At 71.0% G+C, this 26,997-nt stretch carries 24 protein-coding genes and 1 tRNA gene; 3 read left to right on the forward strand and 22 right to left on the reverse strand.

The window, feature by feature from the left end; translation table 11 throughout:
• Window positions 1-24: 24 nt before the first annotated feature.
• From C1N74_RS09420 to C1N74_RS09435, 4 genes are all read right to left on the reverse strand, one after another.
• Complete coding sequence (locus C1N74_RS09420) at window positions 25-2,730, reverse strand: HAD-IC family P-type ATPase (RefSeq protein ID WP_137750405.1); 2,706 nt, start codon at window positions 2,728-2,730, stop codon at window positions 25-27.
• Window positions 2,731-2,857: 127 nt separating this feature from the next.
• The gene (locus tag C1N74_RS09425; RefSeq protein ID WP_023950335.1) at window positions 2,858-3,892 is read right to left on the reverse strand and encodes a ribose-phosphate diphosphokinase; all 1,035 of its coding nucleotides are present in this window, start codon (window positions 3,890-3,892) and stop codon (window positions 2,858-2,860) included.
• A complete protein-coding gene (glmU, locus tag C1N74_RS09430) occupies window positions 3,867-5,339 on the reverse strand; it encodes a bifunctional UDP-N-acetylglucosamine diphosphorylase/glucosamine-1-phosphate N-acetyltransferase GlmU (protein WP_137750406.1) in 1,473 nt (490 codons plus the stop codon). The genes C1N74_RS09425 and glmU overlap by 26 nt, the downstream gene beginning before the upstream one ends.
• A gap of 1 nt (window position 5,340) precedes the next feature.
• A tRNA-Gln gene (locus C1N74_RS09435) sits at window positions 5,341-5,412 on the reverse strand.
• 98 nt (window positions 5,413-5,510) lie between these two features.
• On the opposite strand from C1N74_RS09435, the gene C1N74_RS09440 reads away from it, so the two are divergent.
• Together C1N74_RS09440 and C1N74_RS09445 are read left to right on the forward strand one after the other, a co-directional pair.
• Window positions 5,511-6,029, forward strand: coding sequence for a MarR family winged helix-turn-helix transcriptional regulator (locus C1N74_RS09440; protein ID WP_023950331.1), 519 nt, complete (start codon window positions 5,511-5,513; stop codon window positions 6,027-6,029).
• A gap of 59 nt (window positions 6,030-6,088) precedes the next feature.
• On the forward strand, window positions 6,089-7,912 hold the full coding sequence (locus C1N74_RS09445) for an ABC-F family ATP-binding cassette domain-containing protein (RefSeq protein ID WP_137750407.1): 1,824 nt from the start codon (window positions 6,089-6,091) through the stop codon (window positions 7,910-7,912).
• 57 nt (window positions 7,913-7,969) lie between these two features.
• Here the strand turns inward: C1N74_RS09445 and C1N74_RS09450 are convergent, their stop codons facing one another.
• From C1N74_RS09450 to C1N74_RS09485, 8 genes are all read right to left on the reverse strand, one after another.
• A complete protein-coding gene (locus C1N74_RS09450) occupies window positions 7,970-8,887 on the reverse strand; it encodes an ABC transporter substrate-binding protein (RefSeq protein ID WP_023950327.1) in 918 nt (305 codons plus the stop codon).
• Window positions 8,888-8,941: 54 nt separating this feature from the next.
• On the reverse strand, window positions 8,942-9,655 hold the full coding sequence (locus tag C1N74_RS09455; protein WP_137750408.1) for an ABC transporter permease: 714 nt from the start codon (window positions 9,653-9,655) through the stop codon (window positions 8,942-8,944).
• Window positions 9,652-10,335 (reverse strand): ABC transporter permease, encoded by a 684-nt coding sequence (locus C1N74_RS09460; protein WP_023950323.1) that lies wholly within the window; start codon window positions 10,333-10,335, stop codon window positions 9,652-9,654. The genes C1N74_RS09455 and C1N74_RS09460 overlap by 4 nt, the downstream gene beginning before the upstream one ends.
• A 1-nt stretch (window position 10,336) precedes the next feature.
• Window positions 10,337-11,158 (reverse strand): ABC transporter ATP-binding protein, encoded by an 822-nt coding sequence (locus C1N74_RS09465; protein WP_023950321.1) that lies wholly within the window; start codon window positions 11,156-11,158, stop codon window positions 10,337-10,339.
• Between the two features lie 4 nt (window positions 11,159-11,162).
• On the reverse strand, window positions 11,163-11,453 hold the full coding sequence (locus C1N74_RS09470) for a DUF427 domain-containing protein (RefSeq protein WP_137750409.1): 291 nt from the start codon (window positions 11,451-11,453) through the stop codon (window positions 11,163-11,165).
• 109 nt (window positions 11,454-11,562) lie between these two features.
• The gene (locus tag C1N74_RS09475; protein ID WP_137750410.1) at window positions 11,563-12,876 is read right to left on the reverse strand and encodes a GNAT family N-acetyltransferase; all 1,314 of its coding nucleotides are present in this window, start codon (window positions 12,874-12,876) and stop codon (window positions 11,563-11,565) included.
• Window positions 12,873-13,817 carry a 4-(cytidine 5'-diphospho)-2-C-methyl-D-erythritol kinase gene (locus C1N74_RS09480; RefSeq protein ID WP_071918004.1) on the reverse strand — a complete coding sequence of 315 codons (945 nt, stop codon included), beginning with the start codon at window positions 13,815-13,817 and terminating at the stop codon, window positions 12,873-12,875. Before C1N74_RS09480 ends, C1N74_RS09475 begins: the two co-directional genes overlap by 4 nt.
• Window positions 13,814-14,884 (reverse strand): aldo/keto reductase, encoded by a 1,071-nt coding sequence (locus C1N74_RS09485; protein WP_064956463.1) that lies wholly within the window; start codon window positions 14,882-14,884, stop codon window positions 13,814-13,816. The genes C1N74_RS09480 and C1N74_RS09485 overlap by 4 nt, the downstream gene beginning before the upstream one ends.
• An 86-nt stretch (window positions 14,885-14,970) precedes the next feature.
• Between C1N74_RS09485 and C1N74_RS09490 the strand changes: the two genes are divergently transcribed.
• Window positions 14,971-16,605, forward strand: coding sequence for a stealth conserved region 3 domain-containing protein (locus tag C1N74_RS09490; protein WP_023950308.1), 1,635 nt, complete (start codon window positions 14,971-14,973; stop codon window positions 16,603-16,605).
• Here the strand turns inward: C1N74_RS09490 and C1N74_RS09495 are convergent.
• The 10 genes from C1N74_RS09495 to hemE all read right to left on the reverse strand — a co-directional run bounded on the left by C1N74_RS09495 (window position 16,550) and on the right by hemE (window position 26,899).
• A complete protein-coding gene (locus tag C1N74_RS09495) occupies window positions 16,550-17,470 on the reverse strand; it encodes a phosphodiesterase (RefSeq protein ID WP_023950306.1) in 921 nt (306 codons plus the stop codon). The two genes, C1N74_RS09490 and C1N74_RS09495, sit on opposite strands and share 56 nt — an antisense overlap.
• Before the next feature lie 100 nt (window positions 17,471-17,570).
• Window positions 17,571-18,416, reverse strand: a complete 846-nt coding sequence (rsmA, locus tag C1N74_RS09500) for a 16S rRNA (adenine(1518)-N(6)/adenine(1519)-N(6))-dimethyltransferase RsmA (protein ID WP_137750411.1) — start codon at window positions 18,414-18,416, stop codon at window positions 17,571-17,573.
• 57 nt (window positions 18,417-18,473) lie between these two features.
• On the reverse strand, window positions 18,474-19,793 hold the full coding sequence (hemL, locus tag C1N74_RS09505; protein WP_023950302.1) for a glutamate-1-semialdehyde 2,1-aminomutase: 1,320 nt from the start codon (window positions 19,791-19,793) through the stop codon (window positions 18,474-18,476).
• Window positions 19,790-20,785 carry a porphobilinogen synthase gene (hemB, locus tag C1N74_RS09510; RefSeq protein WP_023950300.1) on the reverse strand — a complete coding sequence of 332 codons (996 nt, stop codon included), beginning with the start codon at window positions 20,783-20,785 and terminating at the stop codon, window positions 19,790-19,792. The genes hemL and hemB overlap by 4 nt, the downstream gene beginning before the upstream one ends.
• On the reverse strand, window positions 20,782-21,552 hold the full coding sequence (locus C1N74_RS09515; protein ID WP_064956459.1) for a uroporphyrinogen-III synthase: 771 nt from the start codon (window positions 21,550-21,552) through the stop codon (window positions 20,782-20,784). Before C1N74_RS09515 ends, hemB begins: the two co-directional genes overlap by 4 nt.
• Window positions 21,549-22,529, reverse strand: coding sequence for a hydroxymethylbilane synthase (gene hemC, locus C1N74_RS09520; RefSeq protein WP_023950296.1), 981 nt, complete (start codon window positions 22,527-22,529; stop codon window positions 21,549-21,551). The genes C1N74_RS09515 and hemC overlap by 4 nt, the downstream gene beginning before the upstream one ends.
• A complete protein-coding gene (locus tag C1N74_RS09525) occupies window positions 22,526-23,740 on the reverse strand; it encodes a ferrochelatase (protein WP_064956458.1) in 1,215 nt (404 codons plus the stop codon). The genes hemC and C1N74_RS09525 overlap by 4 nt, the downstream gene beginning before the upstream one ends.
• Window positions 23,740-24,429 (reverse strand): hydrogen peroxide-dependent heme synthase, encoded by a 690-nt coding sequence (hemQ, locus tag C1N74_RS09530; protein WP_181405510.1) that lies wholly within the window; start codon window positions 24,427-24,429, stop codon window positions 23,740-23,742. Before hemQ ends, C1N74_RS09525 begins: the two co-directional genes overlap by 1 nt.
• On the reverse strand, window positions 24,429-25,832 hold the full coding sequence (locus C1N74_RS09535) for an NAD(P)/FAD-dependent oxidoreductase (protein ID WP_137750413.1): 1,404 nt from the start codon (window positions 25,830-25,832) through the stop codon (window positions 24,429-24,431). Before C1N74_RS09535 ends, hemQ begins: the two co-directional genes overlap by 1 nt.
• The gene (hemE, locus tag C1N74_RS09540) at window positions 25,829-26,899 is read right to left on the reverse strand and encodes a uroporphyrinogen decarboxylase (protein ID WP_258318038.1); all 1,071 of its coding nucleotides are present in this window, start codon (window positions 26,897-26,899) and stop codon (window positions 25,829-25,831) included. The genes C1N74_RS09535 and hemE overlap by 4 nt, the downstream gene beginning before the upstream one ends.
• Between the last annotated feature and the right edge of the window lie 98 nt (window positions 26,900-26,997).

A 26,997-nucleotide genomic window follows, 5' to 3' on the forward strand; every position in this document is an offset into this window, starting at 1 on the left:
CGCCATGGCTCCCCTCTGTCGTTCCTATGCGTTTGCATCGAGTTCCGGCGCGCGCCACAGCGCTTTCAGCCCTTCGACCGCGAAGAAGATCGCCACGGCGAACCCCAGCGGAAGCAGCCAGGCCTGCGCCGAGAGCGGCCGCGAGTCGAACAGCGCGTTCATGAACGGCACGTACGTGTAGATGAGCTGCAAGCCGACGAGGGCTGCAGCCGACCACCAGATCACTCGGTTGCCGCGCAGGACATCCCGGGTCAGGCTCGAACGGCGCAAGAACCGGCAGTTCAACAGGAACGCCAGCTGGCCGAGCGCGAGTACGGAGACCGAGACCGTCCGGGCGACATCCAGCTCGGCGCCCGTTGCTCGAACGATCGCGAACGCCGCGAGCGTCGCTCCCCCGATCATCACCGACACGATGAGGACGAACAGAAGTTCGCGCAGCGAGATGATCGACCCGCCGCTCGACCGGGGCGGTCGCGACATGATCCCCGGCTCGGCCGGCTCGTACGCGAGGGCGAGCGAGAGCGTCACCGCCGTGACCATGTTCACCCACAGCACCTGCACGGGAGACAACGGCAGCGCCAACCCGAAGACGACGGCGACGAGGATCACGAGCGACTGGGCCCCGTTGGTGGGCAGCAGGAACACGATCGACTTGCGCAGGTTGTCGTAGATCCGGCGCCCCTCGCGGATCGCGGAACGGATGGTGGCGAAGTTGTCGTCAGCGAGCACGATCTCGGCGGCTTCTTTCGTCGCCTCGGTGCCCTTGATCCCCATCGCGACTCCCACGTTCGCGCGGGTGAGCGCGGGGGCGTCGTTGACGCCATCACCGGTCATCGCGACCACCTCGCCGTGCGACTGGAGCGCTCGGACGATACGGATCTTGTGCTCGGGACTTGTCCGCGCGTAGACGTCGACGTCGCGGACGACATCCTTCAGCTTCTCCTGGCTGAGCGACTCGAGCTCGCCGCCGGTGAGCACGCGGGGTTCGTCATCCGACACCAGCCCCATCTCACGGCTGATCGCGACGGCCGTTCCCGCATGGTCGCCCGTGATCATCTTCACGCGGATGCCGGCCCGGTGGCAGTCGGCGATCGCCTCGACGGCCTCGGGGCGCGGGGGGTCGAGGATGCCCCAGAGGCCGAGGAACTCCAGCTCGTCGACGTCGTCGATCCCGACCTCGTCGAGGCGCGACGGCTTGCGCGCGGCGGCGAGCACGCGCAGGCCCTCGGCGCTCAGCTCGGCGATGACCGCATCCCAGAACTCGCGGTCGAGTTCCTCCGGCCCCGCGGCCCCGCGCTGGCGCGTCGAGCGGTCGAGCAGCCGGTCGGGCGCGCCCTTGACGAGGAGAGCGCGCGACCCGTCGGCGCCCTCGTTCAGGGTCGCCATGAACTTGTTCTCCGAGTCGAACGGGAGCACGTCCACGCGCCGGACGCCTTCTGCCTCACCGTCGTGTCCGCCCTTCATCGCGACGACGCGCAGCGCACCCTCGGTCGGCTCACCGACGAGCTTCCAACCGTCGTCATCCGAGACGACGTTCGCGTCGTTGCAGAGGTCCGCTACGGCGAGGACGGCCGACAGATCACCGCCGGAACGCCCGTCCCCATCGGTCCGCTCGATCTCGCCCGCCGGTTCGTAGCCCAGCCCCGAGACGTCGTAGCGCGCGACCGGGGTGACGATCCGCCGCACCGTCATCTCGTTCTTCGTCAGCGTGCCCGTCTTGTCGGAACAGACGGTCGTCACCGAGCCCAGCGTCTCGACAGCGGGAAGCTTCCGCGTGATGGCGCGACGCCGGGCCATCTGCTGGACACCGATCGCCAGAGTGATCGTCACGAGCGCCGGCAGCCCTTCCGGGATCGCCGCCACCGCGAAACCGATCGTGGCCGAGACGAGCTCGCCGAACGGCATCCCGTGCACGAATCGGCCGATGAGCATCATGGCGGCCGCCATCCCGAGGATGACGAGGGTCAGGACCCGCCCGAACGCGTCCAGCTGCTTCGTGAGAGGCGTCGTCAGGGCTCCGGCGCCCCCGACGAGCTCCTGGATCTTGCCGATCTCGGTACGAGCGCCCGTGCCCGTGACGATTCCGCGGGCCTGTCCCGCCGACACGATCGTGCCGGAGAACGCCATCGACGCCCGGTCGCCGACGCCGGCATCCGCGTCGACCGGATCGGTGTGCTTCGACGCCGGTACCGACTCGCCGGTCAGCGCCGCCTCGTCGATGCGCAGCTGGCTCGCCTGGACGAGCCGGAGGTCGGCCGGAACCTTGTCGCCCGGTGACAGGCGCACGACATCGCCGGGCACGAGCTCGGCGGCGGGCACACTCCGCCACGAGCCGTCTCGGCGCACGCTCGCATCCGACGACAGCATGCCGCGGATGCCCGCGAGAGCCTTCTCGGCGCGCCCCTCCTGGGCATACCCGATCACCGCGTTGATGATGGCGACGGCGAGGATGACCCACACGTCGAGCCAGTCCGCCATGACCGCCTTGATCGCGGCGGCGGCCAGCAGGATGTAGATCAGCGTGTCGTTGAAGTGCGAGAGGAACCGCAGCCACGCGGGCGTGCGCTTGGCCTCGGGAAGGACGTTCGGCCCCACCGCGTCGAGGCGCCGCCCCGCTTCATCCGAGCTCAGGCCGTCGGCGCTGGTTCTGAGAGCCGCGGCGACCTCGTCGACGGGACGGGCGTACGAGCGAGGCGACTCGAGATCCGCCTCGGAGACAGGGGCAGCCATGGGGCCGATCCTACGGCGTGCGGCTTTGCGGTACACCGGAGGCCGCCGGAGAACATCCCGGTGCGGCCCCGTCCCGACCCCGACGCTCGATGCAGCGCCGGGGTCACCCTGCCGGGGTCAGGTCGAGTCAGGCGGCGCCGTCGAACATGCTGGTGACCGATCCGTCCTCGAAGACCTCCTTGATCGCGCGCGCCAGAAGCGGGGCGATCGGGAGGATGGTGAGGCCGGGGAACCGCTTGTCTTCACCGAGCGGGATCGTGTCGGTGACGACGACCTCGTCGATCGCGGCGTCCTGGAGTCGCTCGACCGCCGGGTGGCTGAAGACCGCGTGCGTGGCCGCGACGATGACCCGCTCGGCGCCGTTGTTCTTCAGGGCCTGCGCGGCCTTGACGATGGTGCCGCCGGTGTCGATCATGTCGTCGACCAGGAGGCAGACACGTCCGCGCACGTCGCCGACGATCTCGTTGACGGTGACCTGGTTGGCGACGTTCGGGTCGCGACGCTTGTGGATGATGGCCAGCGGGGCGCCGAGGCTGTCGGACCACGTGTCCGCGACGCGAACGCGACCGGTGTCGGGTGACACGACGGTGAGCTTGTCGCGGTCTTCCGGGCTGAGCGTGCGCTCGAAGTGCTCGAGCAGGACCGGCTTGGCGAACAGGTGGTCGACGGGGCCGTCGAAGAAGCCCTGGATCTGCGCGGCGTGCAGATCGACGCTCATCACGCGGTCGGCGCCGGCGGTCTTGAACAGGTCCGCGACGAGGCGGGCACTGATGGGCTCGCGTCCGCGGCCCTTCTTGTCCTGACGCGAATACGGGTAGTAGGGCGCGACGACGGTGATGCGCTTCGCGGATGCGCGCTTCGCCGCATCCAGCATGATGAGCGTCTCCATCAGCCATTCGTTGACCGGCGGACCGAACGACTGGACGAGGAAGAAGTCGCAGCCGCGGATCGACACCTCGAAGCGGGTGAGGATCTCGCCCGACGCGAACGTGCGGTGCTCGGTGGGAACGAGCTCCGTGCCGAGCTGGGTGGCTACATCGGCCGACAGCGCGGGGTGCGAGCCACCGGATGCCACGACGAGACGCTTCTTGGTCTTGGCGACCAGTCCCGGGGCGATACCCCGCGAGACGTCGAGGTCAACCGTGTTCTTCTTGCGAGCCATCGTCCGCTTCCTGTGAAGACCGCACGCGTGCCGCTGCTGCGGCGGCTGCAGTACCGGGTCTGTTCTTCTCGACCCACCCTGCGACATTGCGCTGGGGGGCGACGCTGAGCGCGAGAGCACCGGCCGGCACGTCCTTGCGGATGACCGCTCCGGCGCCGGTCTTGGCGCCCTCACCGATCTTAACGGGCGCGACGAAGACGTTGTGCGAGCCGGCGTGGACCTCGTCGCCGATGACGGTGCGGTGCTTGGCCAGGTCGTCGTAGTTCGCGGTGATCGCGCCCGCGCCCAGGTTCACGCCGCGACCGATCTCGGCGTCGCCGACGTACGACAGGTGCGGAACCTTGCTGCCCTCGCCGATGACGGCATTCTTCGTCTCGACGAACGTGCCGATCTTGCCGCGCTCTCCCAGCTGCGTGCCCGGCCGGATGTACGAGAAGGGCCCCACGGTCGCCCCCGCCCCGATGACGGCGAGCGTCGCGTCGCTCCGGGTGACCGAGGCGCCCGCGCCGACCTCGCAGTCGGTCAGTGTCGTGTCGGGGCCGACCGTGGCACCCTCCGCGATCACCGTGGCCCGCAGGATGTGCGTGTTCGGCAGGACGGTGACATCGGGGGCGAGCGTAGCCGTGACGTCGATCCACGTCGTGGCGGGGTCCTGCACGGTGACCCCTTCGAGCTGCCAGCGACGCACCGTGCGCGCGTTCAGGAGGCGTCCGGCCTCGGCCAGCTGCACGCGGTCGTTGACGCCGACGATGAGGGTCGGGTCGACCACCGGCTGTGCGGCGACGGCGAGGGCGTCGGCGCGCAGCATCCCCACGACATCGGTGAGGTACTTCTCGGCCTGGACGTTGGCCGTGCTGATCCGGCCGAGACGTTCGCGCAGCGGCCCCGCCTGGAACGCGTAGACCCCGGCGTTGACCTCGTCGACGGCTCGCTCGGCGTCCGTCGCGTCCTTGTGCTCGACGATCCGGTCGACGCCGCCGGCGGTATCGCGGATGACGCGGCCGTAGCCGGTGGGGTCGGACAACCGTGCGCTCAGCATCGTGGCCGCGGCGCCGGTCGAGCGGTGCGTGCGCAGCAGGTCGCGGAGCGTGCCGTCGTCGAGGAGAGGCACGTCGGCGCTGAGCACCAGCACGTCGCCCGCGAACTCCGGGAGCTGGTCGAGCGCGACCTCGACAGCCCGTCCCGTGCCGGGGATCTCGTCCTGGTCGACGACGACGACCTCGGGAGAGACGCCGAGCACGGCCTCCGCGACGCTGTCGCGCTCGTGGCGGACGACGACGAGCACATGGGCGGGGGCGAGGTCGCGGGCCGTGTCGAGCACATGACCGACGAGCGGACGGCCCCCGATGCGATGCAGCACCTTCGGGAGGGACGACTTCATCCGCGTCCCCTGGCCCGCGGCGAGGATCACGACGGCGAGACGGGGATCGAGTTGGGTGTCGCTCATGCTCCGCCGCCAGGACTCGAACCTAGACCTCACAGCTCCAAAGGCTGTCGTGCTGCCATTACACCACGGCGGACCGCCGCACCGAGGTGCAGCCCGACAAGTCTGCCAGAGCGCACGGCGCCCCGTCTCCGCGGCGCCTGTGTCGCGCGCCCGGTTCGCGATAATGGGGCCATGGCACACGAGACCGACGAGGTGGACCGCATCGTCGGTGCGTGGTCGCTGCAGCGTCCCGACCTGGACTTCTCGCCGCTCGAAGTGCTCTCGCGCGTCGATCGACTGTCGCGCCATCTCGACCGCGCGCGTCGCGAAGCCTTCCGCCGCAGTGATCTCGAGCCCTGGGAATGGGACGTCCTGTCGGCCCTCCGCCGCGCCGGCGAGCCCTACCAGCTGAGCCCTAAGCAGCTCCTCCAGCAGACCCTGGTCTCGAGCGGCACGATGACCAATCGCATCGACCGGCTCGTCGCCCGCCGGCTCGTGCGGCGCGAGTCCGACCCGGGTGACGGGCGCAGCGTCCTGGTCACCCTGACCGATGACGGACGCATCCGCGTGGATGCCGCGATCACGCGCCTCGTCGACGCGGAGGCGGTGCTCCTGGCCGGTCTGTCGAAGAGCGACCGCGACCGCCTCGCCTCGCTCCTGCGCAAACTGTCGCTGGGCTTCGACGGCACTCCCCCGCCACCGTCCGCCTGAGGTGTCCGAGCCTCGCTGACAGCGTGCGCCCGGCAGGGGTGGCCTAGCCTGGAAGCAATATGGCGCATCTTCTGGGAGCCGAGGGCCTTCGCCTCGAGTATCCGACCAAAGTGGTGTTCGACGGGGTCTCCCTCGGTGTCGACGAGGGCGACCGCATCGGCATCGTGGGCCGCAACGGCGACGGCAAGTCGAGCCTTCTGCGCATGCTCGCGGGGCTCGTCGAGCCCGACTCCGGCCGGGTGACCGTCCGCGGTGGCATCCGCGTGGGGGTCCTGGCGCAGGCCGACGACCTCGACGACGACCTCCGGGTGCGCGACGCCGTCGTCGGTGACCTGGCCGATCACGAGTGGGCGGGCGACGCCCGGGTGCGCGACGTCATCGCGGGGCTTCTCGGCGATCTCGACTGGGAGGGCCCGATCCGTGGTCTCTCGGGCGGTCAGCGTCGCCGGGTCTCCCTCGCCGCGCTCCTCGCGGGCGATCACGACGTCATCTTCCTGGACGAGCCGACGAACCACCTCGACGTCGAGGGCATCTCGTGGCTCGCAGAGCACCTCAAGCGCCGGTGGTCGGCGGGTTCCGGTGCGCTCCTGGTCGTGACGCACGACCGCTGGTTCCTCGACGAGATCTGCACCGCGACGTGGGAGGTCCACGACCGGATCGTCGAACCGTTCGAGGGCGGCTACGCGGCGTACATCCTGCAGCGGGTCGAGCGCGACCGGCAGGCAGCCGCCGTCGAGGCCCGGCGGCAGAACCTCGCCCGAAAGGAACTGGCCTGGCTGCGCCGCGGCGCCCCCGCCCGCACGTCGAAGCCGAAGTTCCGCATCGACGCCGCGAACGAGCTGATCGCCGACGTCCCCGAGATCCGCGATCGGGTCGCGCTGCAGTCGCTCGCGGTGTCGCGACTGGGCAAGGATGTCGTCGACGTCCTCGACGCCGGTGTCAGCTACGGCGACCGGGTCGTGCTCGAGAAGGTCGAGTGGCGCATCGCGCCGGGCGAGCGCACCGGCATCCTCGGCGTGAACGGCGCCGGCAAATCGACCCTCCTGGGGCTCATCTCCGGCACCGTCGAGCCGACCGCGGGACGCGTCAAGCACGGCAAGACCGTTAAGGTGGCGACCCTCTCGCAGCGCATGAGCGAGCTCGACGAGCATCTCGACGAGCCCGTCCGCGTCGTCATCTCGAACCTCCGCACCAGCTACACGATCGGATCGGGGTCGAAGGCGCAGGAGCTGACGCCGGGGCAGCTGCTGGAGCGGATGGGCTTCAGCTCGGCGCAGCTGTCGACGCCCGTCAAAGACCTCTCGGGCGGACAGAAGCGGCGTCTGCAGCTGCTGCTCATCCTGCTCGACCAGCCCAATGTGCTGATCCTCGACGAGCCGACCAACGACCTCGACACCGACATGCTCGCGGCGATCGAAGACCTCCTCGACTCGTGGGCGGGCACGCTCATCGTCGTCTCCCACGACCGGTACTTCCTCGAGCGCGTGACCGACCAGCAGTACGCCATCCTCGGCGGACGGCTGCGACACCTTCCCGGCGGCGTCGACGACTACCTGCGTCTGCGACGCGAGCAGCCTCAGCGCACCGGCGCGAACGCTGCGACCTCGGCCCCCTCCTCGGGTTCGGGCACAGGATCGACGAGCCCGGCGGCTCCGACGCTGAGCGGAGCCGAGCGCCGCGCCGCCGAGAAGGAGATCTCCGCCATCGATCGCCGACTGGAGAAGATCCAGGGCGAGATCGCGGCCGTCGATGCGCAGCTCGCCGATGCACACGACGACTTCGAGCGGATCATGGGGCTGCAGCGACGACGCGACGAGCTCGTCACCGAGACGACCACGCTCGAGGAGCGGTGGCTCGAGCTCGGCGAGGCCATCGACGGCTGACTGCGCACGGCACGACGAAGCCCCCGGCGCGATGCGCACCGGGGGCTTCGTTGCGGATCAGACGAGTCCGTTGTCCTCGAGGAACTTCTTCGCGATCGCGGCCGGCTCGAGCTTGTCGACCGTGCTCTGGACGTTCAAGGCGACCAGGGCCTCGGGGGTGAGCTTCGCGCTGACGGCGTTGATGGTGTCCTCGACCTCGCCCGCGAGATCCTTGTTCACGACCGGGACGACGTTGGACGCGAGGAAGAGCCCCTCGGGGTCTTCGAGCACGACGAGGTCGTCGGTCTGGATGCGCGGGTCGGCCGTGAAGACGTTCGCGACGTTGACCGTGCCTGCGACGAGGTCGTCGACCGTGGTCTCGCCGGTCGCCTGGAAGCCGACCTCGATGCCGTAGGTGTCGGCAAGGCCCGTCGGACCGTAGGGACGCTGCTCGAGCTCGGCAGGACCGCCGAGGGTCAGCGGCTCGGTGACGTTCGCGAGGTCGGCGATCGTGGTCAGGTTCCACTGCTCGGCGAACGCCGCCGTCACGGTGTACGAGTCCTGGTCGCTCGCGGTCGCCTGGTCGAGCACCGTGAGGTTCTCGGGGAGCGCGTCGGCGAGAGCGGCGTACACGTCCTCGGAGGTGCGGGCGGTGGTGTCCTCGTCGAAGTACTGCAGCAGGTTGCCGGTGTACTCGGGGAACAGCGTCAGCGACCCGCTCTCGAGCTCGGGCAGGTACGCCTCGCGCTGACCGGTCGTGAACTGACGGTCGACGGTCTTGCCGGCACCCTCGAGGGCCTGCGCGTAGATCTCGGCGATGATCTCGTTGGAGTAGTAGTCCTGGGAGCCGATGACGATGGTGCCGTCGGCCGGGGCCGCCGACTCGCCGCCGCCCTCCGCGAGCGGGTCGGAGCTCGCGCATCCGGCGAACAGGGTGGTGGCGGCGAGCACGCCGACACCGGCCGTCAACAGGCGGCGGGTGGTGAAGCGGGACATGGGTTCCTCTTTTCGGTGATGCGAAGGTTCGGTGCTGTGGGTCGGGATGGTCGGTCAGGCGGTCGCGGCGAGGGGCCGGCGGCGGCGCTGCGGGGCGTCGGCGGCACGGACGCCACGCGGCACGCTGAGGCGTTGGAGGAGGGCGAAGACGGCGTCGAGCAGGAGGGCGAGCAGCGCGAGGATCAGGGCGGCGCCGAGCACCTGGTCGATCGCGCGGAGGTCGATGCCCTGGATGATGCGGAAGCCGAGCCCGCCGAGGTCGGTGTACCCGGCGATCGTGACGGTCGCCACGACCTGCAGCACGGCCGAGCGCAGCCCGCCGATCAGCAGCGGCAGGCCGAGGGGCACCTCGACACGCCAGAGGATCTGCCACTCGGTCATGCCGACCGCGCGAGCCGCGTCGATCGTGCGTCGATCGATCGCCTGAAGCCCGCTGTACGCGCCCGCGAGGAGCGGCGGGATCGCGAGCACGACGAAGGTGATGAACGCCGCCTCGGTCTTCTGGGTGACGCCGAGCAGCAGGATCAGCAGGATCAGCAGTCCGAACGACGGGATGGCCCGCGCAGCCCCCGACACGGCGACGGCGAACTCGCGTCCCTTGCCCGTATGACCGATGGCCCAGCCGATCGGCACCGCGATGAGCGCGGCGATCACGACTGAGACGAAGGTGTAGAACAGCTGCTGGCCGATCAGGAACGGCACCGAGTTGCTGCCGGTGTACTGAGCGGGGTCGAGCACCCAGGCGATCGCGTCGACGAAGACGTTCATGCGGTCGCCTCCCGTCGGCGGCGCGCGCGGCGGTCGCGTCGGACCGATCCGGCGTGCGCCCACGGCATGACGACGCGTCCGATGACGACGAGCAGCGCGTCGATGACGAGAGCGATGATCGCGACGGCGAGGATGCCCGCGAACACCTCCTCGAGCAGGCGGCGCTGGATGCCGTTGGTGAAGAGATACCCGAGGTTCGTGACGCCGACGAGGATGCCGACGGTCGCCAGCGACACGGTCGAGACGGCCATGACCCGCAGGCCCGCGAGCAGCACCGGGCCCGACAGCGGCAGGTCGACCGCCCAGAACCGGCGGAACCCGCCGTATCCCATGGCCGTCGCCGCCTGCCGGACGCCCGGGTCGACCGAGTCGAACCCGTCGGCCACGGAACGGGTCTGGATCGCGATCGCGTAGATCGTCAGGCCGACGATGAGGTTGGTCTCGGTGCGGATGCCGTATCCGAGTGCACTGGGAAGCAGCACCAGCAGGGCGAGAGAGGGGATCGTGTAGAGCAGTCCCGTGAGGGTGATCACCCACCCGCGCAGCAGGCGGTAGCGCCACGCGACCCAGCCGAGCGGCACGGAGAGCACGAGTCCCAGCACGATCGCGATGACGCTCTGCCGGATGTGATCGAGGGCGAGCGAGAAGATGAGGTCGAGGTTCGACCAGATCCACGACACCTCAGGCGTCTCCTTCGACCAGGGCGCCCTGCGTGCGCCCCTCGGAGTCGACGAGCACCGCACCGTTGGCCGTCCGCTCGACGTGCAGGGCGCGCTTGCCCCGGTCGACGCCGATGAAGCTCGCGACGAACTCGTCTGCCGGGTCGCGGATGATCTCGCTGGGCGAGCCGACCTGGAGCTTGTGGGCACCGGCCGCGAGGATCACGACCTGGTCGCCGAGGAGGAAAGCCTCGTCGATGTCGTGGGTGACGAAGACGACGGTCTTGCCGAGCTCGCGCTGTAGACGCAGCAGCTCCTGCTGCAGCTCGTCTCGCACGATGGGGTCGACCGCCCCGAACGGCTCGTCCATGAGGAGGATGTTGGGGTCGTTGGCGAGGCCCCGGGCCACCCCCACGCGCTGCTGCTGACCGCCCGACAGCTGGCTCGGATAGCGGTCGGCCATGCGCGTGTCGAGGCCGACCGTCTCCATGAGCTCGAGCGCCCGGCGACGCGCATCGCGCCGACTCGTGCCGGTGAGGACGGGCACCGTGGCGATGTTGTCCGCGACGGTGAAGTGCGGCAGCAGACCCGAGTTCTGCATGACGTAGCCGATACGGCGGCGCAGCTGCACCGGTGATCCGGTCGCGACGCTCTCGCCGTCGATCTCGATGGCACCGGAGGTCGGCTCGACCATCCGGTTGATCATGCGCAGGAGCGTCGTCTTGCCGCACCCGGACGATCCGACGAAGACGGTCGTCTTGTGCGAGGGGATGACGAGCGAGAAGTCCTGCACCGCCCGGGTGCCGTCGGGGAACTCCTTGACGACGTCGCGGAACTCGATCACGCGCTCAGCTCTCGATGACGACCGAGCGGTCGAACGCGACGTATCCCGAGAAGTCGGTGCCCACGCGCTCGATCGCGGTCGGATAGGGCGTCGGGTACGACCATGCCTTGTCGGGCGAGCCGGCGACATCGAAGTACTGGGCGTCACCCTTCCAGGCGCACCTATAGGGCGTGTCGCTCTCGGTCAGGACTCCCGGCGCGACGCTCCGCGGCGGGAAGTACCAGTTGCCCTCGATCCGGACGAGATCGCTCTCGTCGGCTTCGGCGATGATCGTGTCGCCCAGTCGTGCACGCATGGCGCCGCCCTCCCGTTGTGGTCTCTCACGCTAGCGTTCGGAGCCGACACCCGGGCCGTGTTGCGTCATGCCGCGAAATGGACTAAAGCAGCGCATCCCGACCCGGCGGTCAGTACCAGAGACCGACGCGCGGCACCGTCGTCGACGCGAACATCCGCGTGGATGCCGCGAGGTCGGTGCCCGTCAGTCGGCCGGCCCGCCCGAGAGTCTCGGGCGACACACCACCGAGATAGACGGCGGCGAGCTCGACGACCGACAGGTCGAGCACATCGGCGCCGGTCGTATCGGCATCCGCCGCCGTCGACACCGTGCCCGCGCCGCCGTCATCGATCGTCAGGAGGTACTCCCCCGTAGCGATCCCGAGCGGATCGCTCACTCGCAGCAGCAGGCGACCCGCGGCACCATAGGTGCGCGCACGGAGGGCGGCAGGCACATCCACGATGCGCAGGTACTGGTGGTCGAAGACCGAGACCGACGCCGCCCGCCGGTCCCCGATCATCCACAGCACCGGCTCATCGACCGAGCACAGCTCCGCGCGGACGTGGGCCACCAGATCGAGCTCGAGCAGGAACCGCCAGAGCGCGGCGTAGGCGTCGTCGGTCTCGGCGATGAGAATCGTGACCTTCGCGGTGCCCTTGACGATGTCGCGCTCGTGCGGCGCGAGCGTGTAGGTGAGGATGCCGCGCACCTCGCCCGCCGCGTCGCGGTACTGCACGCACCGGATGTCGCCGCCGTCCTTGGCATCGGGGTCGGTGCCGGTGAAGCGATCGCCGTGTCCCGGCGGCAGCGCGATGTCGCCCGGGGTGCGGCGACGCGTGCGCTCGTGGAGCGTTGCGACGACGTCGCGCGCGGAGGTCCGGTCGATGAAGTCGAGACGACCGTCGGGCGTGGGACCCGCCCAGCGCACCCGACGGGTGTCGATGTCGAGGATCGCGGCCGATGCCGCCGACGCGAAACCGTAGCGGCCGTAGAGCGTGGACTCGGTCACCGTGAGCATCGCGATCGGCAGCCCGGCCGCTGCGACGGTGCGGACCTCGCCCTCCAGGAGGGCGCGAGCGATGCCGCGGCGGCGGTGCGTCTGCGCGACCGTGACGGCGCTGATGGCGCCCGCGGGGATCGTCCCGCCCGGCACCGTGAGTTCGGACGGCCACGACGCGATCGTGCCGACGGCGACCTCGGGCATCGGACCGCTCTCGTCGAACACGCCCGTCAAGCGTCGCGCGCTGTTGCGACCGCGCGCGCCCGCGATCTGCTCGGCCGAGCGCTCGCCGTCCTGGAAGCCGCGCGAGACCGCCTGGATCCACCCCTCGAAGGCCCGCTCGTGCGGGGGCACGGTCCGATAGGTCAGGCCGCGCTCGGCGAGGGAACGACGGGACGCCTCGTCGACGTCGCGATGCAGGAGGGGGTTCGGGGTTTCGGTCATCGTGTCATCACTTTCGCGCCCGTCACCGGGCCGGAGACATGACGGGCCCGGTGGCCCATCGCGGACAGGTCGTGCTCGATGCTCTGCGCGGCGGTGGCATCGGCCGCCAGGAAGGCGAGGGTGGGCCCGGAACCGGACACGAGACCCGCGAGGGCGCCGAACTCGCCGGCGCGCTCGAGCAGCTCACGCAGGTCGGGACGCAGCTCGCATGCCGCTTCCTGCAGGTCGTTGCGCAGGGCTGTCGCGAGCAGGTCGGGAGAGCCGGACCGCAGGGCCTGCAGCACGACAGGGTCGACCTCCGGCGGTTCGGGACGCGGCGCGATGTCGGGACGGCGATCGGCGCGCAGCCGATCGAGCTCGGCGTAGACCTCGGGGGTCGAGAGCCCGCCGCCGTCGGCGATGACGAGGACCCAGTCGAAGCGCGCTCGCCCCAGCGCCGGGCTCAGTCGATCCCCGCGTCCCGTGCCGACGGCGCTGCCGCCCATGAGCGAGAAGGGGACGTCCGCACCCAGGCGCGACGCCATCTCCTGGAGAGCGGGCGAGGTCAGCCCCGCCCCCCACAGGGCGTCGCACGCCACCAGTGCGGCCGCGGCGTCCGCCGAGCCCCCGCCCATCCCTCCGGCCACCGGGACGGCCTTGCGGATGTCGAGGTGCACGCCGCCGAGATAGCCGACCTCGCGCGCCACCATGCGGGCAGCACGCAGGGCGAGGTTCCGATCGTCGAGCGGAACGCCGGGCACGGGCGCGCCGGTCTCGTCACGGACGCTCACGGTGAAGTCGTCCGCCGGGGTGGCCACCAGGTCCTCGTAGAGCGAGACGGCCTGATAGACGGAGGCGACGTCGTGGTACCCGTCGTCCTGCACCGATCCGACGTCGAGGAACAGGTTGATCTTGCCGGGTGCCCGCACACGCACGCGGTCGGGGACGGCACTGACGCTCATGACCCGTCCGGTCCGTCCCAGATCGAGCCGATGCGAGCCGCGATGTCGTCGATGCGCCGCAGCTCGTCGTCGGTCAGGTCGGGACCATCGAGGGCGGCGAGGTTCTCGTCGAGCTGAGCCGTGCGCGATGCGCCGATGAGAGCCGACGCGACCACGGGGTCGCGCAGCGTCCACCGGATGGCGAGCTGCGCGAGGGTCTGCCCGCGCTCGCGGGCGAGGTCGCCCAGCTCGCGCAGCCCTGCCAGCGCCGATGCCGACAGCCGCCCGTCGTCCGGCAGCGAGAAGCGCTGCATGGACCGCTCCGACGTGCCGTCATCGAGGTATCGCCCCGTCAGGAGTCCCTGCTGCAGCGGCATGAAGCCGATGGCACCCATCCCGTCGGTCCGCAACTGGTCGGTGAGGCCGTCCTCGATCCAGCGGTTGAGAATCGAGTAGGAGGGCTGGTGGATCACCAGCGGCGTGCCGAGGTCGCGTGCCACCGCGGCGGCGCGCGCGGACTTCTCCGCCGAGTACGACGAGATCCCGACGTAGAGCGCCTTGCCCTGACGCACGAGCGCGTCGAGCGCGCCGACCGTCTCCTCGATCGGGGTCGTGTCGTCCTCGCGGTGGGAGTAGAAGATGTCGACGTAGTCGACGCTCATCCGCTTCAGCGACTGCTCGGCGCTCGCGATGAGGTACTTCCGCGACCCGTGGTTGCCGTACGGGCCGTCCCACATGTCGTATCCCGCTTTCGACGAGATGATGAGCTCGTCGCGGTAGGGGGCGAGATCCTCGCGCATCATGCGGCCGAAGTTCGTCTCCGCCGAGCCGTAGGGCGGCCCGTAGTTGTTCGCGAGGTCGAAATGCGTGATGCCGCGGTCGAAGGCGTGACGCAGCACCTCGCGCTGGCGGTCGAAGGGGATGTTGTCGCCGAAGTTCCACCACAGCCCGAGCGAGATCGGGGGCAGGAACAGTCCGGACGAGCCGACCTGGCGGTACCCGCTGCTCTCGTAGCGATCGGGTGCTGCGGTGTAGGGACGGTGCAGGTCTCCGCCGCGCGAAGCGGGGAAGCGGGGCGAGGCGGTCACGATCCGAGCCTATCGACAGCTCGTCGGGCCGAGCCCCGCCCCCGCAGGGATATCCGAGGTGCACGGAAACACCGATGTAACGGAGAATGTCTACTCTGCCTAAGAAGACATCTTTCCCCGAGGAGGAAACCCTGGCCCTTTCCGCTCTGCCCCGCCGCGAGAACCCCTGGATCGATCTGCCCGCGCAACGCGACGACGTCGTCTTCGACGAGGGCGTTCTGCGCCTGGTCCACGACACGACGACACCCGAAGCCGCCCGCACCGCGGATCTGCTGCTGCTCGCGGAGGCGTTCGACGCCGCCGGCATCCGCGTGCTGATGATCCGTCACGATCTCCACACCCCCGCGCTCGCGATCGACCTCGCGGACGCGGAGCGGACGGCGACGGCACTGCGCACTCTCGGTCGGCGCGAGCCGCTGTATCTGAAGGCGAAGGGAACGGCTCCGGTGTTCGCTGCCGACGCCGTCATCCCCGACTCCGCGCCGCACGCCCTCCGCGCGTACCGTCCGCGAGTGACCGCGACGGGAGGCCGGCGCTACGACCACGAGTACGGCGTGCGGGTGGAGTTCTGGCGTTTCGGCGAGACCTCCGTGGAGGCCCCGCAGGCCAACGCGCTCATGCGGCGCATCACGCCCGCTCAGGACGTGGACATCGTCACGGCGACCCGGTACGGCCGCGAGTGGCAGACCGTCGCGGGCATGCTCGACCCCCACCCCCGCGAGATCACCCACGACGTCGACATGGTGTTCTCGTGGGTCGACGGCTCGGCGAGCGAGTTCCAGCGGCAGCGCGCGGCGCAGTTGTCGGAGTACGTCGTCGGCGAGGGCGACGACGGCCCGGCCCGGTACCGCCACGTCGACGAGCTGCGCTACGCGCTGCGCAGCGTCCACATGTACGCGCCCTGGGTCCGCCGCATCTTCATCGCGACCGACTCCCCCGCCCCCGCATGGCTCGCCGACCACCCGAAGGTGACGATCGTTCGCAGCGAGGAGTTCTTCGCCGATCCGTCTACGCTACCGACGCACAACTCCCACGCCGTCGAAGCGCAGCTGCACCGCATCGAGGGGCTCGCGGAGCACTTCCTGTACTCGAACGACGACATGTTCTTCGGTCGCCCGGTGCACCCCGAGCTGTTCTTCTCGCCCGGCGGCGTCTCGTCGTTCGTCGAATGCGACGTTCGCATCGGCTCGGGCGACCCGCGGCTCGAGCGGTCGGGTCACGACAACGGCCTGCGCGTCAACCGTGCCCTCCTGCAGGAGCGGTTCGGCCGCGTCATCGTCCGCGACCTGGAGCACTGCGCCGCTCCGCTGCGCCGCAGTGTGATGCAGGAGCTCGAGGAGACCTTCCCCGAGGACTTCCGCCGCACCGCGGCATCCCGCTTCCGCGCCGCGACCGACATCTCGGTGACGAACTCGCTGTACCACTATTACGCGATGTTCACCGGGCGTGCACTGCCGACGTCGGTGCCGCGCACACGGTACGTGCAGACCACCCTCGCGCGTTCGCTCGCCGGGATGGAGCGTCTCGCGAAGCGCCGCGACATCGACATGTTCTGCCTGAACGACGGCGGCGAGACCGAGGTACCCGAAGAGATCCGCGTGGCGTCGCTGCGCGACGTGCTGGAGCGGATGTTCCCGATCCGGGCGCCGTGGGAGATCCCGGCCGTCAGCGAAGGACGGGTACGGGACGCGTCGGCGGCGCGCTCCGGCGTGAAGCGCTGACGGGAGCGATCCCGGCCTCGGCCAGTCGCCGCTGGGCCTCGCCGGCGTCGGTGTACTCCAGCGTCGTCGGCGCGTCGATCGGCACCACCGAGTGCACGACCGTGTCGTCGTAGACGTGCACGAAGTTGAACGACTGGGCGCCGTCCTGCGGGCGGGTACCGCCCACCGGGACCGTGAGGTCCTGCGCGTAGCAGGTCGACGAAGCCACCGAGACCGGGATACCGGCGAAGGTCGCGAAGGTCGAGTAGTGCAGGTGCCCGGCGATGATGGCGCGGACGTCGGATCCGGCCAGGACGGCGGCGAGCGAGCGCTGGTCGCGCAGCTCGACGCTCGCGGCCAGCGGCAGCACGCTGGGCACCGGCGGGTGGTGCATCGCGAGGATCGATCCGAGCGGCGCGGGCGTCGAGAGCACCTCGCGCAGCCACGCGAGCTGCGCGGGGCGCACTTCGCCGTGGTGTGAGCCGGGAACGCTCGTGTCGAGCGTGATGAGCCGGAGCCCGTCGATCTCGTCGACCCGGTCGGCCGCCTCAGCGGTGCCGGACTCGCGCCACAGCGTCTCGCGGAAGCCGGCACGGTCGTCGTGATTGCCCATCACCCAGAACACGCGCGTCTCGAGGCGCTCGGCGAACGGCTCGACCAGGTCGCGCAGCTCGGCATAGGCGCCGCGCTCGCCGAGGTCGACGAGGTCGCCGGTGAAGACGATCCCGTCGGGACGGAGGGCCGCCGCCTCGATCGCGTCGAGGGCTCGGCGCAGGTGCGCGGCCGCGTCGACGCGGTCGAAGAGCTGCGAGCCGGCGGCTCGCAAGTGGGTGTCGCTCAGGTGCAGCAGCACCCTCTCGGGTGCCGGGTACTCGGCGCTTCGCATCGTCTCTTCCGGGTCGGGTGATGCTCGCCGCGGCGCTCGCGGCTCGCCCCGAATGTTACCGGCATGTTTCGGGAGAACCCGATGACGCGCTGATGATCATTCAGTGAACGGATGCCGCCAGCCGTACGAAATCGTCGATCGTGAGCTGCTCGCCGCGCAGGGTCGGGTCGATGCCGACGGCCTCGAGAGCGGCGGACGCCGTCGCCGCGGTGCCGCCGAACAGCGGTGAGACCGCCTGACGGAGCATCTTGCGGCGCTGTCCGAACGCGGCGTCGATGATCTGGAAGGTGCGGCGGCGGAGGTCGTCGTCGCCGCGGGGCTCGGCGTCCCGCTCGAAGGCGACCAGCAGGCTGTCGACGTTGGGAACGGGCCAGAACACCTGCCGCGACACCGTCCCGGCGAGGCGCCACGATCCGTACCACGCGGCCTTCGCGCTCGGCGAGCCGTAGATCTTCGAGCCGGGCGCGGCGGCGAGCCGTTCCGCGACCTCGGCCTGGACCATCACGACACCGCGCTGCAGGTACGGAAAGGTCTCGAGGAAGTGCAGCAGCACGGGCACGCTGACGTTGTAGGGCAGGTTCGCCACGAGCACCGACGGCTCACCCGGCAGCTCGGTCACCCGGAGCGCATCGGCGTCGACGACCGTCAGCGCATCGGCTTCGACGCCGTGCCGAGCCGCGGTGACCGGCAGGTGCGCGGCGAGGCGGTGGTCGATCTCGACGGCCGTGACACGCGCACCCGCTTCGAGGATCGCGAGCGTCAGCGAGCCCAGCCCCGGGCCGATCTCGACGACGCGCTCGCCCGGCTGGACGCGCGCCGCGTGCACGATCTTGCGGACGGTGTTGGCGTCGACGACGAAGTTCTGCCCGAGCTTCTTGGTCGGAGTCACGTCGAGTTCGGCCGCGAGGGCGCGGATCTCGGCGGCACCGAGCAGGGTCACAGGCATGAGGACCAGCCTAGTTGCGCCGCGCCGCGCCGCCCCACGGACGACGCGACGCGCGGCTCATGCGTCGGCGGATGCGGCGGCGGCAGCCCGCGCGGCGCCGGGCAGCGCCTCGAGGATGCGGCCGAGGGCGACGTCGTCGTGCGCTGCCGTGAGGAACCACGCCTCGAACGCCGAGGGGGGAAGCGACACCCCCGCCTCGAGCATGGCGTGGAAGAAGGCCGCATAAGCCCCGGCATCCTGACGCGTCGCCGTCTCGTAGTCGGGGACGCCCGCGACGACCGCCGAGCCGAAGAAGACGCTGAAGAGCGTCCCGGCCCGCTGGACCACGTGCGGCACACCGGCGGCATCGAGCGCGGCCGAGGCCGCGACCGAGACCGTGTCGGCCGCTCGCGAGATGCGGGCGTAGACGTCCGAGTCGGCGAGGCGGAGCGTCGCGAGCCCCGCGGCGACAGCGACGGGATTGCCCGAGAGCGTGCCGGCCTGGTACACCGGCCCGAGGGGCGCCAGCAGATCCATGATCTCGGCGCGTCCCGCCAGCGCGGCGACGGGGAGGCCGCCGCCGACGACCTTGCCGAAGGTCAGCAGATCGGGCGCGACGTCCTCCCCCGCCTCGCGCAGGACTCCCCAGTATCCCGACGGCCCCGAGCGGAACCCGGTCAGGACCTCGTCGCTGATGAGCAGCGCGCCGTGGCGGTTCGTCAGCTCGCGCAGGAAGGTCGTGAAGCCCGGCGCGGGCGGGACGACGCCCATGTTCGCGCCGGCGGCCTCGGTGATCACCGCGGCGATGTTCGCGCCGTGCTCGGCGAAGACGGCTTCGAGAGCGGCACGGTCGTTGTAGGGCACCACGAGGGTCTGCGCGGCGATGGGGGCGGGGACGCCCGCGGATCCCGGCAGTGCGAGGGTCGCGAGCCCGGAGCCGGCCTGCGCCAGCAGGCCGTCGGAGTGGCCGTGGTAGTGACCCGAGAACTTCACGAGCAGATCGCGCCCGGTCGCCCCGCGCGCGAGACGGATGGCGGTCATGGTCGCCTCCGTGCCCGTCGAGACGAGGCGGATCTTCTCGGCGATCGGCACCCGGCGACGGATCTCCTCCGCCAGCTCGGTCTCGGCGGGTGTCGATGCGCCGAACGACAGACCGCGTCGAGCGGCGTCGACGACGGCGTCGATGACCTCGGGATGCGCGTGACCGACCAGCGCCGGGCCCCAGCTGGCGACGAGGTCGACGTAATCACGCCCCTCCGCGTCGGTGACATAGGGGCCGGTCGCCGACACGTAGAAACGGGGCGTGCCGCCCACCGATCCGAAAGCGCGGACCGGCGAGTTCACGCCGCCGGGGATGACCGCCCGGGCACGGTCGAACAGTTCGTCGTTGCGGGTCATGCGAAGTCCTTTCCGGCGCGGAGCCAATCGGCCACCTCGCGGGCCCAGTAGGTGAGGATGACGTCGGCGCCGGCGCGCCGGATGCCTACGAGCGACTCGGCGATCGTGCGCTCGCGGTCGATCGCACCGGCGCGGGCAGCGAGCTCGATCATCGCGTACTCCCCCGACACCTGGTACGCCCACACGGGCACCGTCGCGGCATCGGCGACACGAGCGAGCACGTCGAGGTAGGGGCCGGCGGGCTTGACCATGACGTAGTCGGCACCCTCGGCGATGTCCTGCATCGCCTCGGCCACGCCCTCTCGCCCGTTGGCGGGATCGAGCTGGTAGGTGCGACGGTCGCCCTGCAGGGTCGACTCGACGGCGTCGCGGAACGGCCCGTAGTAGGCCGAGGCGTACTTCGCGGAGTAGGCCAGCAGCGCGACGTCGCTGTGTCCGGCCTCGTCGAGCGCGGCTCGGATGACGGCCACCTGGCCGTCCATCATCCCCGACAGCCCCAGCACTTCGGCGCCGGCCCGGGCCTGGGCGAGCGCCATCCGGGCATAGACCTCCAGAGTCGCGTCGTTGTCGACCGAGCCGTCGGCGGCGAGCAGGCCGCAGTGCCCGTGATCGGTGAACTCGTCGAGGCACAGGTCGGCCTGCACCGTGATGCGTCCCTGCGCCGCGTCGCGCGCCACACGGATCGCACGGTTGAGGATGCCGTCCTCAGCGACCGCCCCCGAGCCCTCGGCGTCTCGGACGGCGGGCACGCCGAACAGCATGATGCCGCCGACGCCCGCGTCCGCGGCATCCGTCACGACGCTCGCGATGGCCTCGATCGGATGCTGCATGACGCCCGGCATGCTGGCGATCGGCAAGGCCTGGTCGATGCCCTCCTTCACGAAGACCGGCAGCACGAGCTGCGCGGCGACGAGGTGGTGCTCGGTCGAGAGGCGGCGCATCGCAGGGGTGCGACGCGTGCGACGCAGGCGCCGCTCGGGGAAGGTGCTCATGGGGAATCCTCTGGTGCGGGTCGCGCGTCGAGCTCTGCGATGAGGGCGTCGACGCTCTGCGAATGTGCGGTGTGCTGCACGGTGTAGCCGAGCTTCTCGGCGTCGCGCGTGGTGCCGGGGCCGATCGAGGCGATGAACACCTCGCGCCCGGGGATGCCGACCTGGCGGCGGAGCTCGCGCCCGACGCTCAGCGACGTGAGCAGGACGGTGTCGATCCTCCCGGTGCGCACCTCCTCGGCGATCTCGGGGGTCAGATCGACCCCCACCGTCCGGTACGCGATGCAGACGTCGACCTCGTAGCCCTGGAGCTCGAGCTCGTCGCTGATGACGGCCATCGCGAGATCCGAGCGGAGCACGAGACAGCGCCCCGTCGATCGCGGTGAGCGACCGGCGCACCACTGGGCGATCATGTTCGTCGCGGACGAGGTGCCCACCGGCACGAACTCGACCTCGAAGCCCGCGTCGGCGACGGCGCGCGCGGTCGGCCGCCCGACGGCGGCGATGCGTGTTCCGATCGGGATGCTCACGCGCTGCGCGACGAGCTGCTCGACGGTGGCCGCGCTCGTGATGAAGACCCAGGCGTACTCCCCCGCCGCCAGAGCGGCGAAGGCCGCGTCGCGGGCCGCGAGGTCGCGTGGGGGCCGCGACTCGATGAGGGGTGCGATCACACCCGTCGCGCCGCGGCGCTCGACCTCGGCGCGCACGCGCTCACCCCAGGCTCCCCCGCGGGGGATCAGGATGCGGCGCCCGCTGAGACCGCCCGTCATCGGCTCGTCCCCGGCAGATCGGCGATGTCCGCAGCACCGCCGTCCAGCAGCTCGGCGACGACGTCGGCGGCGACCGACTCACGCTCGCCCTCGGAGGTCAGGTCGGCGCGCAGGGCACGCTGGGCGCGCACCGTGCGGTCGCCCCCGGGCGCGTACACCTCGGCGACGAAGACGGACTCGGCTGCGAGCCCGGTGACCGAGATCCCGACCGGCGCGGCGCATCCGGCCTCGAGTCGGCGGAGGACCGCGCGCTCGAGGAGGGCGCGCGAGGACGACTCGGCGTCGTCGATCAGCGCGACCGCGCGGCCGATGGGCCCGTCGAGGTCGACCGTGCGGATCTCGACCGCGAGCGCTCCCTGCCCGGCCGACGTCGGCCACCGGTCGAGCCCGAAGACCTCGCCGATGGCGCCGTCGCGCTCGATGCGCCGCAGTCCCGCCTCGGCGAGGACGATGGCGTCGTAGTCGCCGTCGCGCATCTTCCGCAGACGCGTGTCGATGTTCCCGCGGATGTCGCGCACGCGCAGGTCGGGTCGGCGGCGCAGCACCTGGGCGACGCGGCGCGGCGACCCGGTGCCGATGACGGCCCCCTCGGGCAGTCCGTCGAGGGTCGTCTGGGCGGTCGGCCCGCAGAGCACGTCGCGCTGCGGGGCCCGTGGCGGCACCGCCCCGATGGTCAGTCCGGGGTAGGGCGCGGTGGGAAGGTCCTTCATCGAGTGCACGACGAGGTCGCAGTCGCCCCGCAGCAGAGCCTCGCGCAGGGCGGTGGCGAACACACCGGTACCGCCCATCTGCGCGAGCGAGCCGGTCAGCACATCACCGTCCGTCGTGATCTCGACGAGCTCGACGGGGATGCCGGTCGCATCGGTGATCGCGTCGGCGACATGGCGCGACTGGGTCGTGGCGAGCAGGCTCGCGCGGGTCCCGAGACGCAGGACGGGGACGTCGGTCGCGTCGGCGGCGTGAGTGCCGGCTGTCACGGCGCCACCCCCGCGAGCGCCGGCTGGAAGCCCAGACGCTTGTTCTCGCAGCATCCCGGTCGGCATACGTCGTACCAGGGCCCCAGCGAGGTCACGGCGGGGCGCTCGTCGGCGGGTGTGCCCTTGAGCCGCTCCTCGACGAGGTCGACCAGACCCGCCACGTAGGCCGGGTGCGTGCTGGGCGACGCGGTGCGCACCGCGAACAGTCCGTGCTCCTCGGCCGTCTCCATCGCTTCGGTGTCGAGGTCCCAGAGCACCTCCATGTGGTCGCTGACGAACCCGAGCGGCACGATCAGCACCGCCTTGCGCCCCGCGGCGGGAAGCTCGGAGATCGCGTCATTGATGTCGGGCTCGAGCCACGGCACGGACGGCGGGCCCGACCGGCTCTGGAACACCAGCTGCCAGGGGCTCGTCGTGCCGAGCTCGGCGACGATCGCCTCGGCGACCGCGGTGTGCTGGGCGACGTACGCGCCACCGGGGCCGAAGCCGCGCTCGGGCGGGCCGGAACGGTCGGCGTCGGAGTTCGGGATCGAGTGCGTCGAGAAGAGGATCTCGATGTCCTCGTCGGCGATGCCGCGCTCGCGCACCTTCGCGAGTCCGTCGCGGATGCCGTCGACGAAGGGGGCGACGAATCCGGGGTGGTCGAAGAATTGCCGGACCTTGTCGATCTCGACCTCGCCCGCCAGTCCCGTCGCTTCCATGGCGTCGGCCAGGTCTTCGCGATACTGGCGGCACGAGGAGTACGAGCTGTAGGCGCTGGTGGCGATCGCGATGACGCGACGGTGCCCATCGGCGTGCAGCTCGCGCAGCGCGTCGTCGACGTACGGCATCCAGTTGCGGTTGCCCCAGTAGACCGGCAGGCCGAGGCCGCGCGCGGCGATCTCCGTCTCGAGGGCGGCCTTCAGCTCGCGGTTGTGCTGGTTGATGGGAGACACCCCGCCGAAGTGACGGTAGTGGTGGGCGACCTCTTCGAGGCGCTCGTCGGGGATGCCGCGACCAGCCGTGACGTTGCGCAGGAATGGCAGGACGTCGTCCTGGCCCTCGGGGCCGCCGAAGCCGAGAAGGAGGAGCGCGTCGTACGACGTGGGCTCGCTCACGTGGGGTGCTCCCCCGCACGACGCGGGACCGGCGGCGGGAACCGCGCAGCCGGGCGCACACGGCGGGGCGCTCTGGGCACGCGGGGGCTTGGGACGGAACTCGTTCGCGCTCATCAGGACAGCACCTCCGCCAGCTCGGACACCTCGACGCGTCGTCCGGTGTAGAAGGGCACCTCTTCGCGGACGTGACGCCGCGCATCGGTGGCGCGCAGGTCGCGCATGAGGTCGACGAGGCTGATCAGCTCGTCGCTCTCGAGCGGCAGCAGCCACTCGTAGTCGCTCAGGGCGAAGGTCGAGACGGTGTTGGCGATGACGTCCGAGAACTTCGCACCGCGGCGGCCGTGCTGGGCGAGCATCGCCGAACGCTCCTCCTCGGGCAGCAGGTACCACTCGTAGCTGCGCACGAACGGGTAGAGGCACAGCCAGTCGCGGGCGGGCTCGCCGCGGAGGTAGCCGGGAACGTGCCGCTTGTTGAACTCCGCCTCGCGATGAACGCCCATGGCGCTCCATTCGAGGTCGAAGGCGGCGAGGGCCGCCGTTCGGCGCAGTTCGCGCAGCGCGCGCTGCAGAGCCGCCGGATCGTCGTCCGAGCCGGAAGCCGTGTGCAGCCACACCATCAGCTCGGCGCCCGCGCGCATGCCGGTGACGTCGTACAGTCCGCGCACCGTGACGCCGGCCTCGGGCAGCCCGGCGACGACACGCTCGAGCTCGGCGAGGTCGGCGTCGGTGGGCGCCTGGTGACGCGGTCGCGGACCGGCGAGGATCGCGAAGAGGGTGTAACCGAGCGGGATCTGTTCGGTCATCAGGACTCCTTTCGAACGGAGGGAACAGCGAAGAGCTCATGGGCCAGCGCGCGGGCGTGCGGAATGACCGAGGCGAGCCCGGTACCGGCCGCGACGGCTCCGGTGACGTGGATGCCGCGGGCCGCGGCATCCATCACCGTCGCCGTCCAGGAGTCGGACTCGGCCGGCACGACGGCGTCGCGCCACCGGGTCGTCAGGATCTCTCCGATGTCACCGCGATCGACGCGAGCGCCCGTGAGGTGGGAGATCTCGCGCGCCACGGCCGCGGCGGAGTCGAGGCCCGCGGTGTCGTCGGCGCGCGCCGAGAGGCGGACGAGGTGCGTCCCCTCCGGCAGCGCTTCTCGCGCCCAGGCCCACTTCGCGTCGATGTGGGTCAGGGCCTTGGCCGCGGTACAGGTACCCGGAGCGACGATGACGCCCGATCCGACGGGCTCCGCAGACAGGTCGTCGGAGGTGACCGCCGCGGTGAGCAGGCGGACCGCGGGCTGGATCGGCGCTGTCGCCCCCGCATCGATGGCGCGGCTGTCTCGCCCGAGCAGATTCGCGGCACCCCGCGGGCCGGTTGCGATGACGACGTGATCGGCGCGGATCGTCTCGCCGTCCGCGAGCGTCACCGCGACGCCGGGACCGGATGCCGGGTCGACCCGGCCGACCGCGGTGCCGGTGCGGATCACCGCGCCGCGTTCGGCGGCGAGGCGTGCGACGGCGTCGGCGAGCCGCCACATTCCTCCGGCGATTCCCCCGACGGCGGTTCCGCCCGGAGCGTTCGGGGCGACCTCCGCAGCTGCTGCCAGCAACGAGCCCGTGCGCTCGAACGCCTCCCACATCTTCGGGTGAAGACGCGGGAGCGGAACGGCCGCGGCGGGCTGCGAGTAGATGCTGCGGCAGAGCGGATCCACGAGGTCGCGGAGGAGCCCTTCGCCGAGGCGCTCTTCGACGACGTCGGCGAGCGAAGCGGTGGGATCGACGGGCGCGTCCAGAACCTCGGCGGCAGCTCGCTCGGCGGCGCGGTCGCCGACGATCGCGACGACGTCGGGTGCCAGCGGGTCGGCCGGGATGCCGATGACCGTCCGTCTCGGCAGGGGCAGCCGGCTCCACCGGGCGCCGGGCAGGCCGACGCCGTGCTGCGATACCAGGTGCGCGGGCCCCGACCGCGGTGCGACGACCTCGAGCGGCAGGGCGAAGTCGGCGATGAGTCGCGGCACCGCGTCGGTGCGCTTCGCGAAGGACTCCGCCCCCAGGTCGATGTCGACCCCCGCGATGCGCCCGCGGCGCAGCATCCCGCCGATCTGATCGTCGGATTCGACGACAGTCGCGCGTGCTCCCGCGGTCACGGCCTCGAGCGCGACGACGAGCCCGGCGATGCCGGCCCCGACGATGACGACGTCGGTCTCGACGGTCATGCCGACCGCCACGCGTGGACGGTGCGCACGACGGAGCTGATCGCGTCGGGATCCGCCTCCATGGGCACTCCGTGACCCAGGTTGAACACGTGTGCGCGTGCGGCGCGCCCGGCCTCGAGGATGCGCGCGATCGCCGCGTCGCGGACCTCGGCCGGAGCGAAGAGCAAGGCGGGGTCGAGGTTGCCCTGCAGCGTCAGGTCGCCGCCGACCCGACGATCGGCCTCGTCGAGGGGCACGCGGTAGTCGACTCCGAGGGCGTCGATGCCGATCGAGGCCATGTCACGCAGGATCTCGCCCGTCCCGACACCGAAGTGCACGAGCGGGATGTGATCGATGCCCGCGCCGGCGGGGACCGGGAGCGCGCGCACGGCTTCGAAAGAGGCCGCGGATGCCGGCAGCGCCGCCACACGGTAGTCCTCGGGCGGCAGGCCCCCCGCCCACGAGTCGAACAGCTGCGCGGCACTGGCGCCGGACTCGACCTGCAGCGCGAGGAACTCCCCCGTCACGCGGGCGAGCCACTCCGTCAGCGCTCGCCAGGCAGCCGGGTCTTCGTGGATCAGGCGGCGGGCGGCCAGATGATCCTTCGACGGCCCTCCCTCGACGAGGTAGGCGGCGAGGGTGAACGGGGCACCGGCGAAGCCGATGAGCGGCAGCGGCTCGCCGCGCGACTCGGACTCCTCGGCCAGCATCCCGGTCGTCAGCTCCACGGCGCGGGCGATCGCCTCGCCGCGCTCGCGCACGAGAGCGGGATCGATCTCGACCGCGCGGGCGATGTCGGCCGCCGTGCGCAGCGGCTGGGCGAAGACGGGGCCGCGCCCGGCCGCGATCTCGACCTCGATGCCGAGGATCGCCAGCGGCACGATGATGTCGCTGAAGAAGATCGCCGCGTCGACGCCGTGGCGGCGCACGGGCTGGAGCGTGATCTCGCTGGCGAGCTCGGGCGTCAGGCAGGCGTCGAGCATCGTGCCCTGCGAGCGCAGCGCACGGTATTCGGGCAGCGACCGGCCGGCCTGGCGCATGAACCAGACGGGGGTTTTCTCGACGCGTTCGCCGAGCAGGGTGCGCACGAGCCGGCTCGAGCCGGTGGCGTGCGTGACGAGAGGGTGGGCGGATGCCGGAATGATGATCTCCTCGAATGAGTTAATCGATATACTAGTCACGATTC

The sequence above is a fragment of the Microbacterium sp. SGAir0570 genome (assembly GCF_005491085.2).
Taxonomy (GTDB): domain Bacteria; phylum Actinomycetota; class Actinomycetes; order Actinomycetales; family Microbacteriaceae; genus Microbacterium; species Microbacterium arborescens.

What these genes read in the sequence shown, in the direction of transcription:
- C1N74_RS09495 (WP_023950306.1), bottom strand. Translation starts at nt 17,470, where the DNA reads ATGCGAAGCGCCGAGTACCCGGCACCCGAGAGGGTGCTGCTGCACCTG.
- hemQ (WP_181405510.1), bottom strand. Translation starts at nt 24,429, where the DNA reads ATGACCGAACAGATCCCGCTCGGTTACACCCTCTTCGCGATCCTCGCC.
- C1N74_RS09535 (WP_137750413.1), bottom strand. Translation starts at nt 25,832, where the DNA reads ATGACCGTCGAGACCGACGTCGTCATCGTCGGGGCCGGCATCGCCGGG.
- C1N74_RS09490 (WP_023950308.1), top strand. Translation starts at nt 14,971, where the DNA reads ATGTCTACTCTGCCTAAGAAGACATCTTTCCCCGAGGAGGAAACCCTG.
- C1N74_RS09440 (WP_023950331.1), top strand. Translation starts at nt 5,511, where the DNA reads ATGGCACACGAGACCGACGAGGTGGACCGCATCGTCGGTGCGTGGTCG.
- hemL (WP_023950302.1), bottom strand. Translation starts at nt 19,793, where the DNA reads ATGACCCGCAACGACGAACTGTTCGACCGTGCCCGGGCGGTCATCCCC.
- hemB (WP_023950300.1), bottom strand. Translation starts at nt 20,785, where the DNA reads ATGAGCACCTTCCCCGAGCGGCGCCTGCGTCGCACGCGTCGCACCCCT.
- C1N74_RS09420 (WP_137750405.1), bottom strand. Translation starts at nt 2,730, where the DNA reads ATGGCTGCCCCTGTCTCCGAGGCGGATCTCGAGTCGCCTCGCTCGTAC.
- C1N74_RS09515 (WP_064956459.1), bottom strand. Translation starts at nt 21,552, where the DNA reads ATGACGGGCGGTCTCAGCGGGCGCCGCATCCTGATCCCCCGCGGGGGA.
- C1N74_RS09470 (WP_137750409.1), bottom strand. Translation starts at nt 11,453, where the DNA reads ATGCGTGCACGACTGGGCGACACGATCATCGCCGAAGCCGACGAGAGC.
- C1N74_RS09445 (WP_137750407.1), top strand. Translation starts at nt 6,089, where the DNA reads ATGGCGCATCTTCTGGGAGCCGAGGGCCTTCGCCTCGAGTATCCGACC.
- C1N74_RS09455 (WP_137750408.1), bottom strand. Translation starts at nt 9,655, where the DNA reads ATGAACGTCTTCGTCGACGCGATCGCCTGGGTGCTCGACCCCGCTCAG.
- C1N74_RS09525 (WP_064956458.1), bottom strand. Translation starts at nt 23,740, where the DNA reads ATGAGCGCGAACGAGTTCCGTCCCAAGCCCCCGCGTGCCCAGAGCGCC.
- C1N74_RS09450 (WP_023950327.1), bottom strand. Translation starts at nt 8,887, where the DNA reads ATGTCCCGCTTCACCACCCGCCGCCTGTTGACGGCCGGTGTCGGCGTG.
- glmU (WP_137750406.1), bottom strand. Translation starts at nt 5,339, where the DNA reads ATGAGCGACACCCAACTCGATCCCCGTCTCGCCGTCGTGATCCTCGCC.
- C1N74_RS09475 (WP_137750410.1), bottom strand. Translation starts at nt 12,876, where the DNA reads ATGACCGAAACCCCGAACCCCCTCCTGCATCGCGACGTCGACGAGGCG.
- C1N74_RS09480 (WP_071918004.1), bottom strand. Translation starts at nt 13,817, where the DNA reads ATGAGCGTCAGTGCCGTCCCCGACCGCGTGCGTGTGCGGGCACCCGGC.
- C1N74_RS09425 (WP_023950335.1), bottom strand. Translation starts at nt 3,892, where the DNA reads ATGGCTCGCAAGAAGAACACGGTTGACCTCGACGTCTCGCGGGGTATC.
- rsmA (WP_137750411.1), bottom strand. Translation starts at nt 18,416, where the DNA reads ATGCCTGTGACCCTGCTCGGTGCCGCCGAGATCCGCGCCCTCGCGGCC.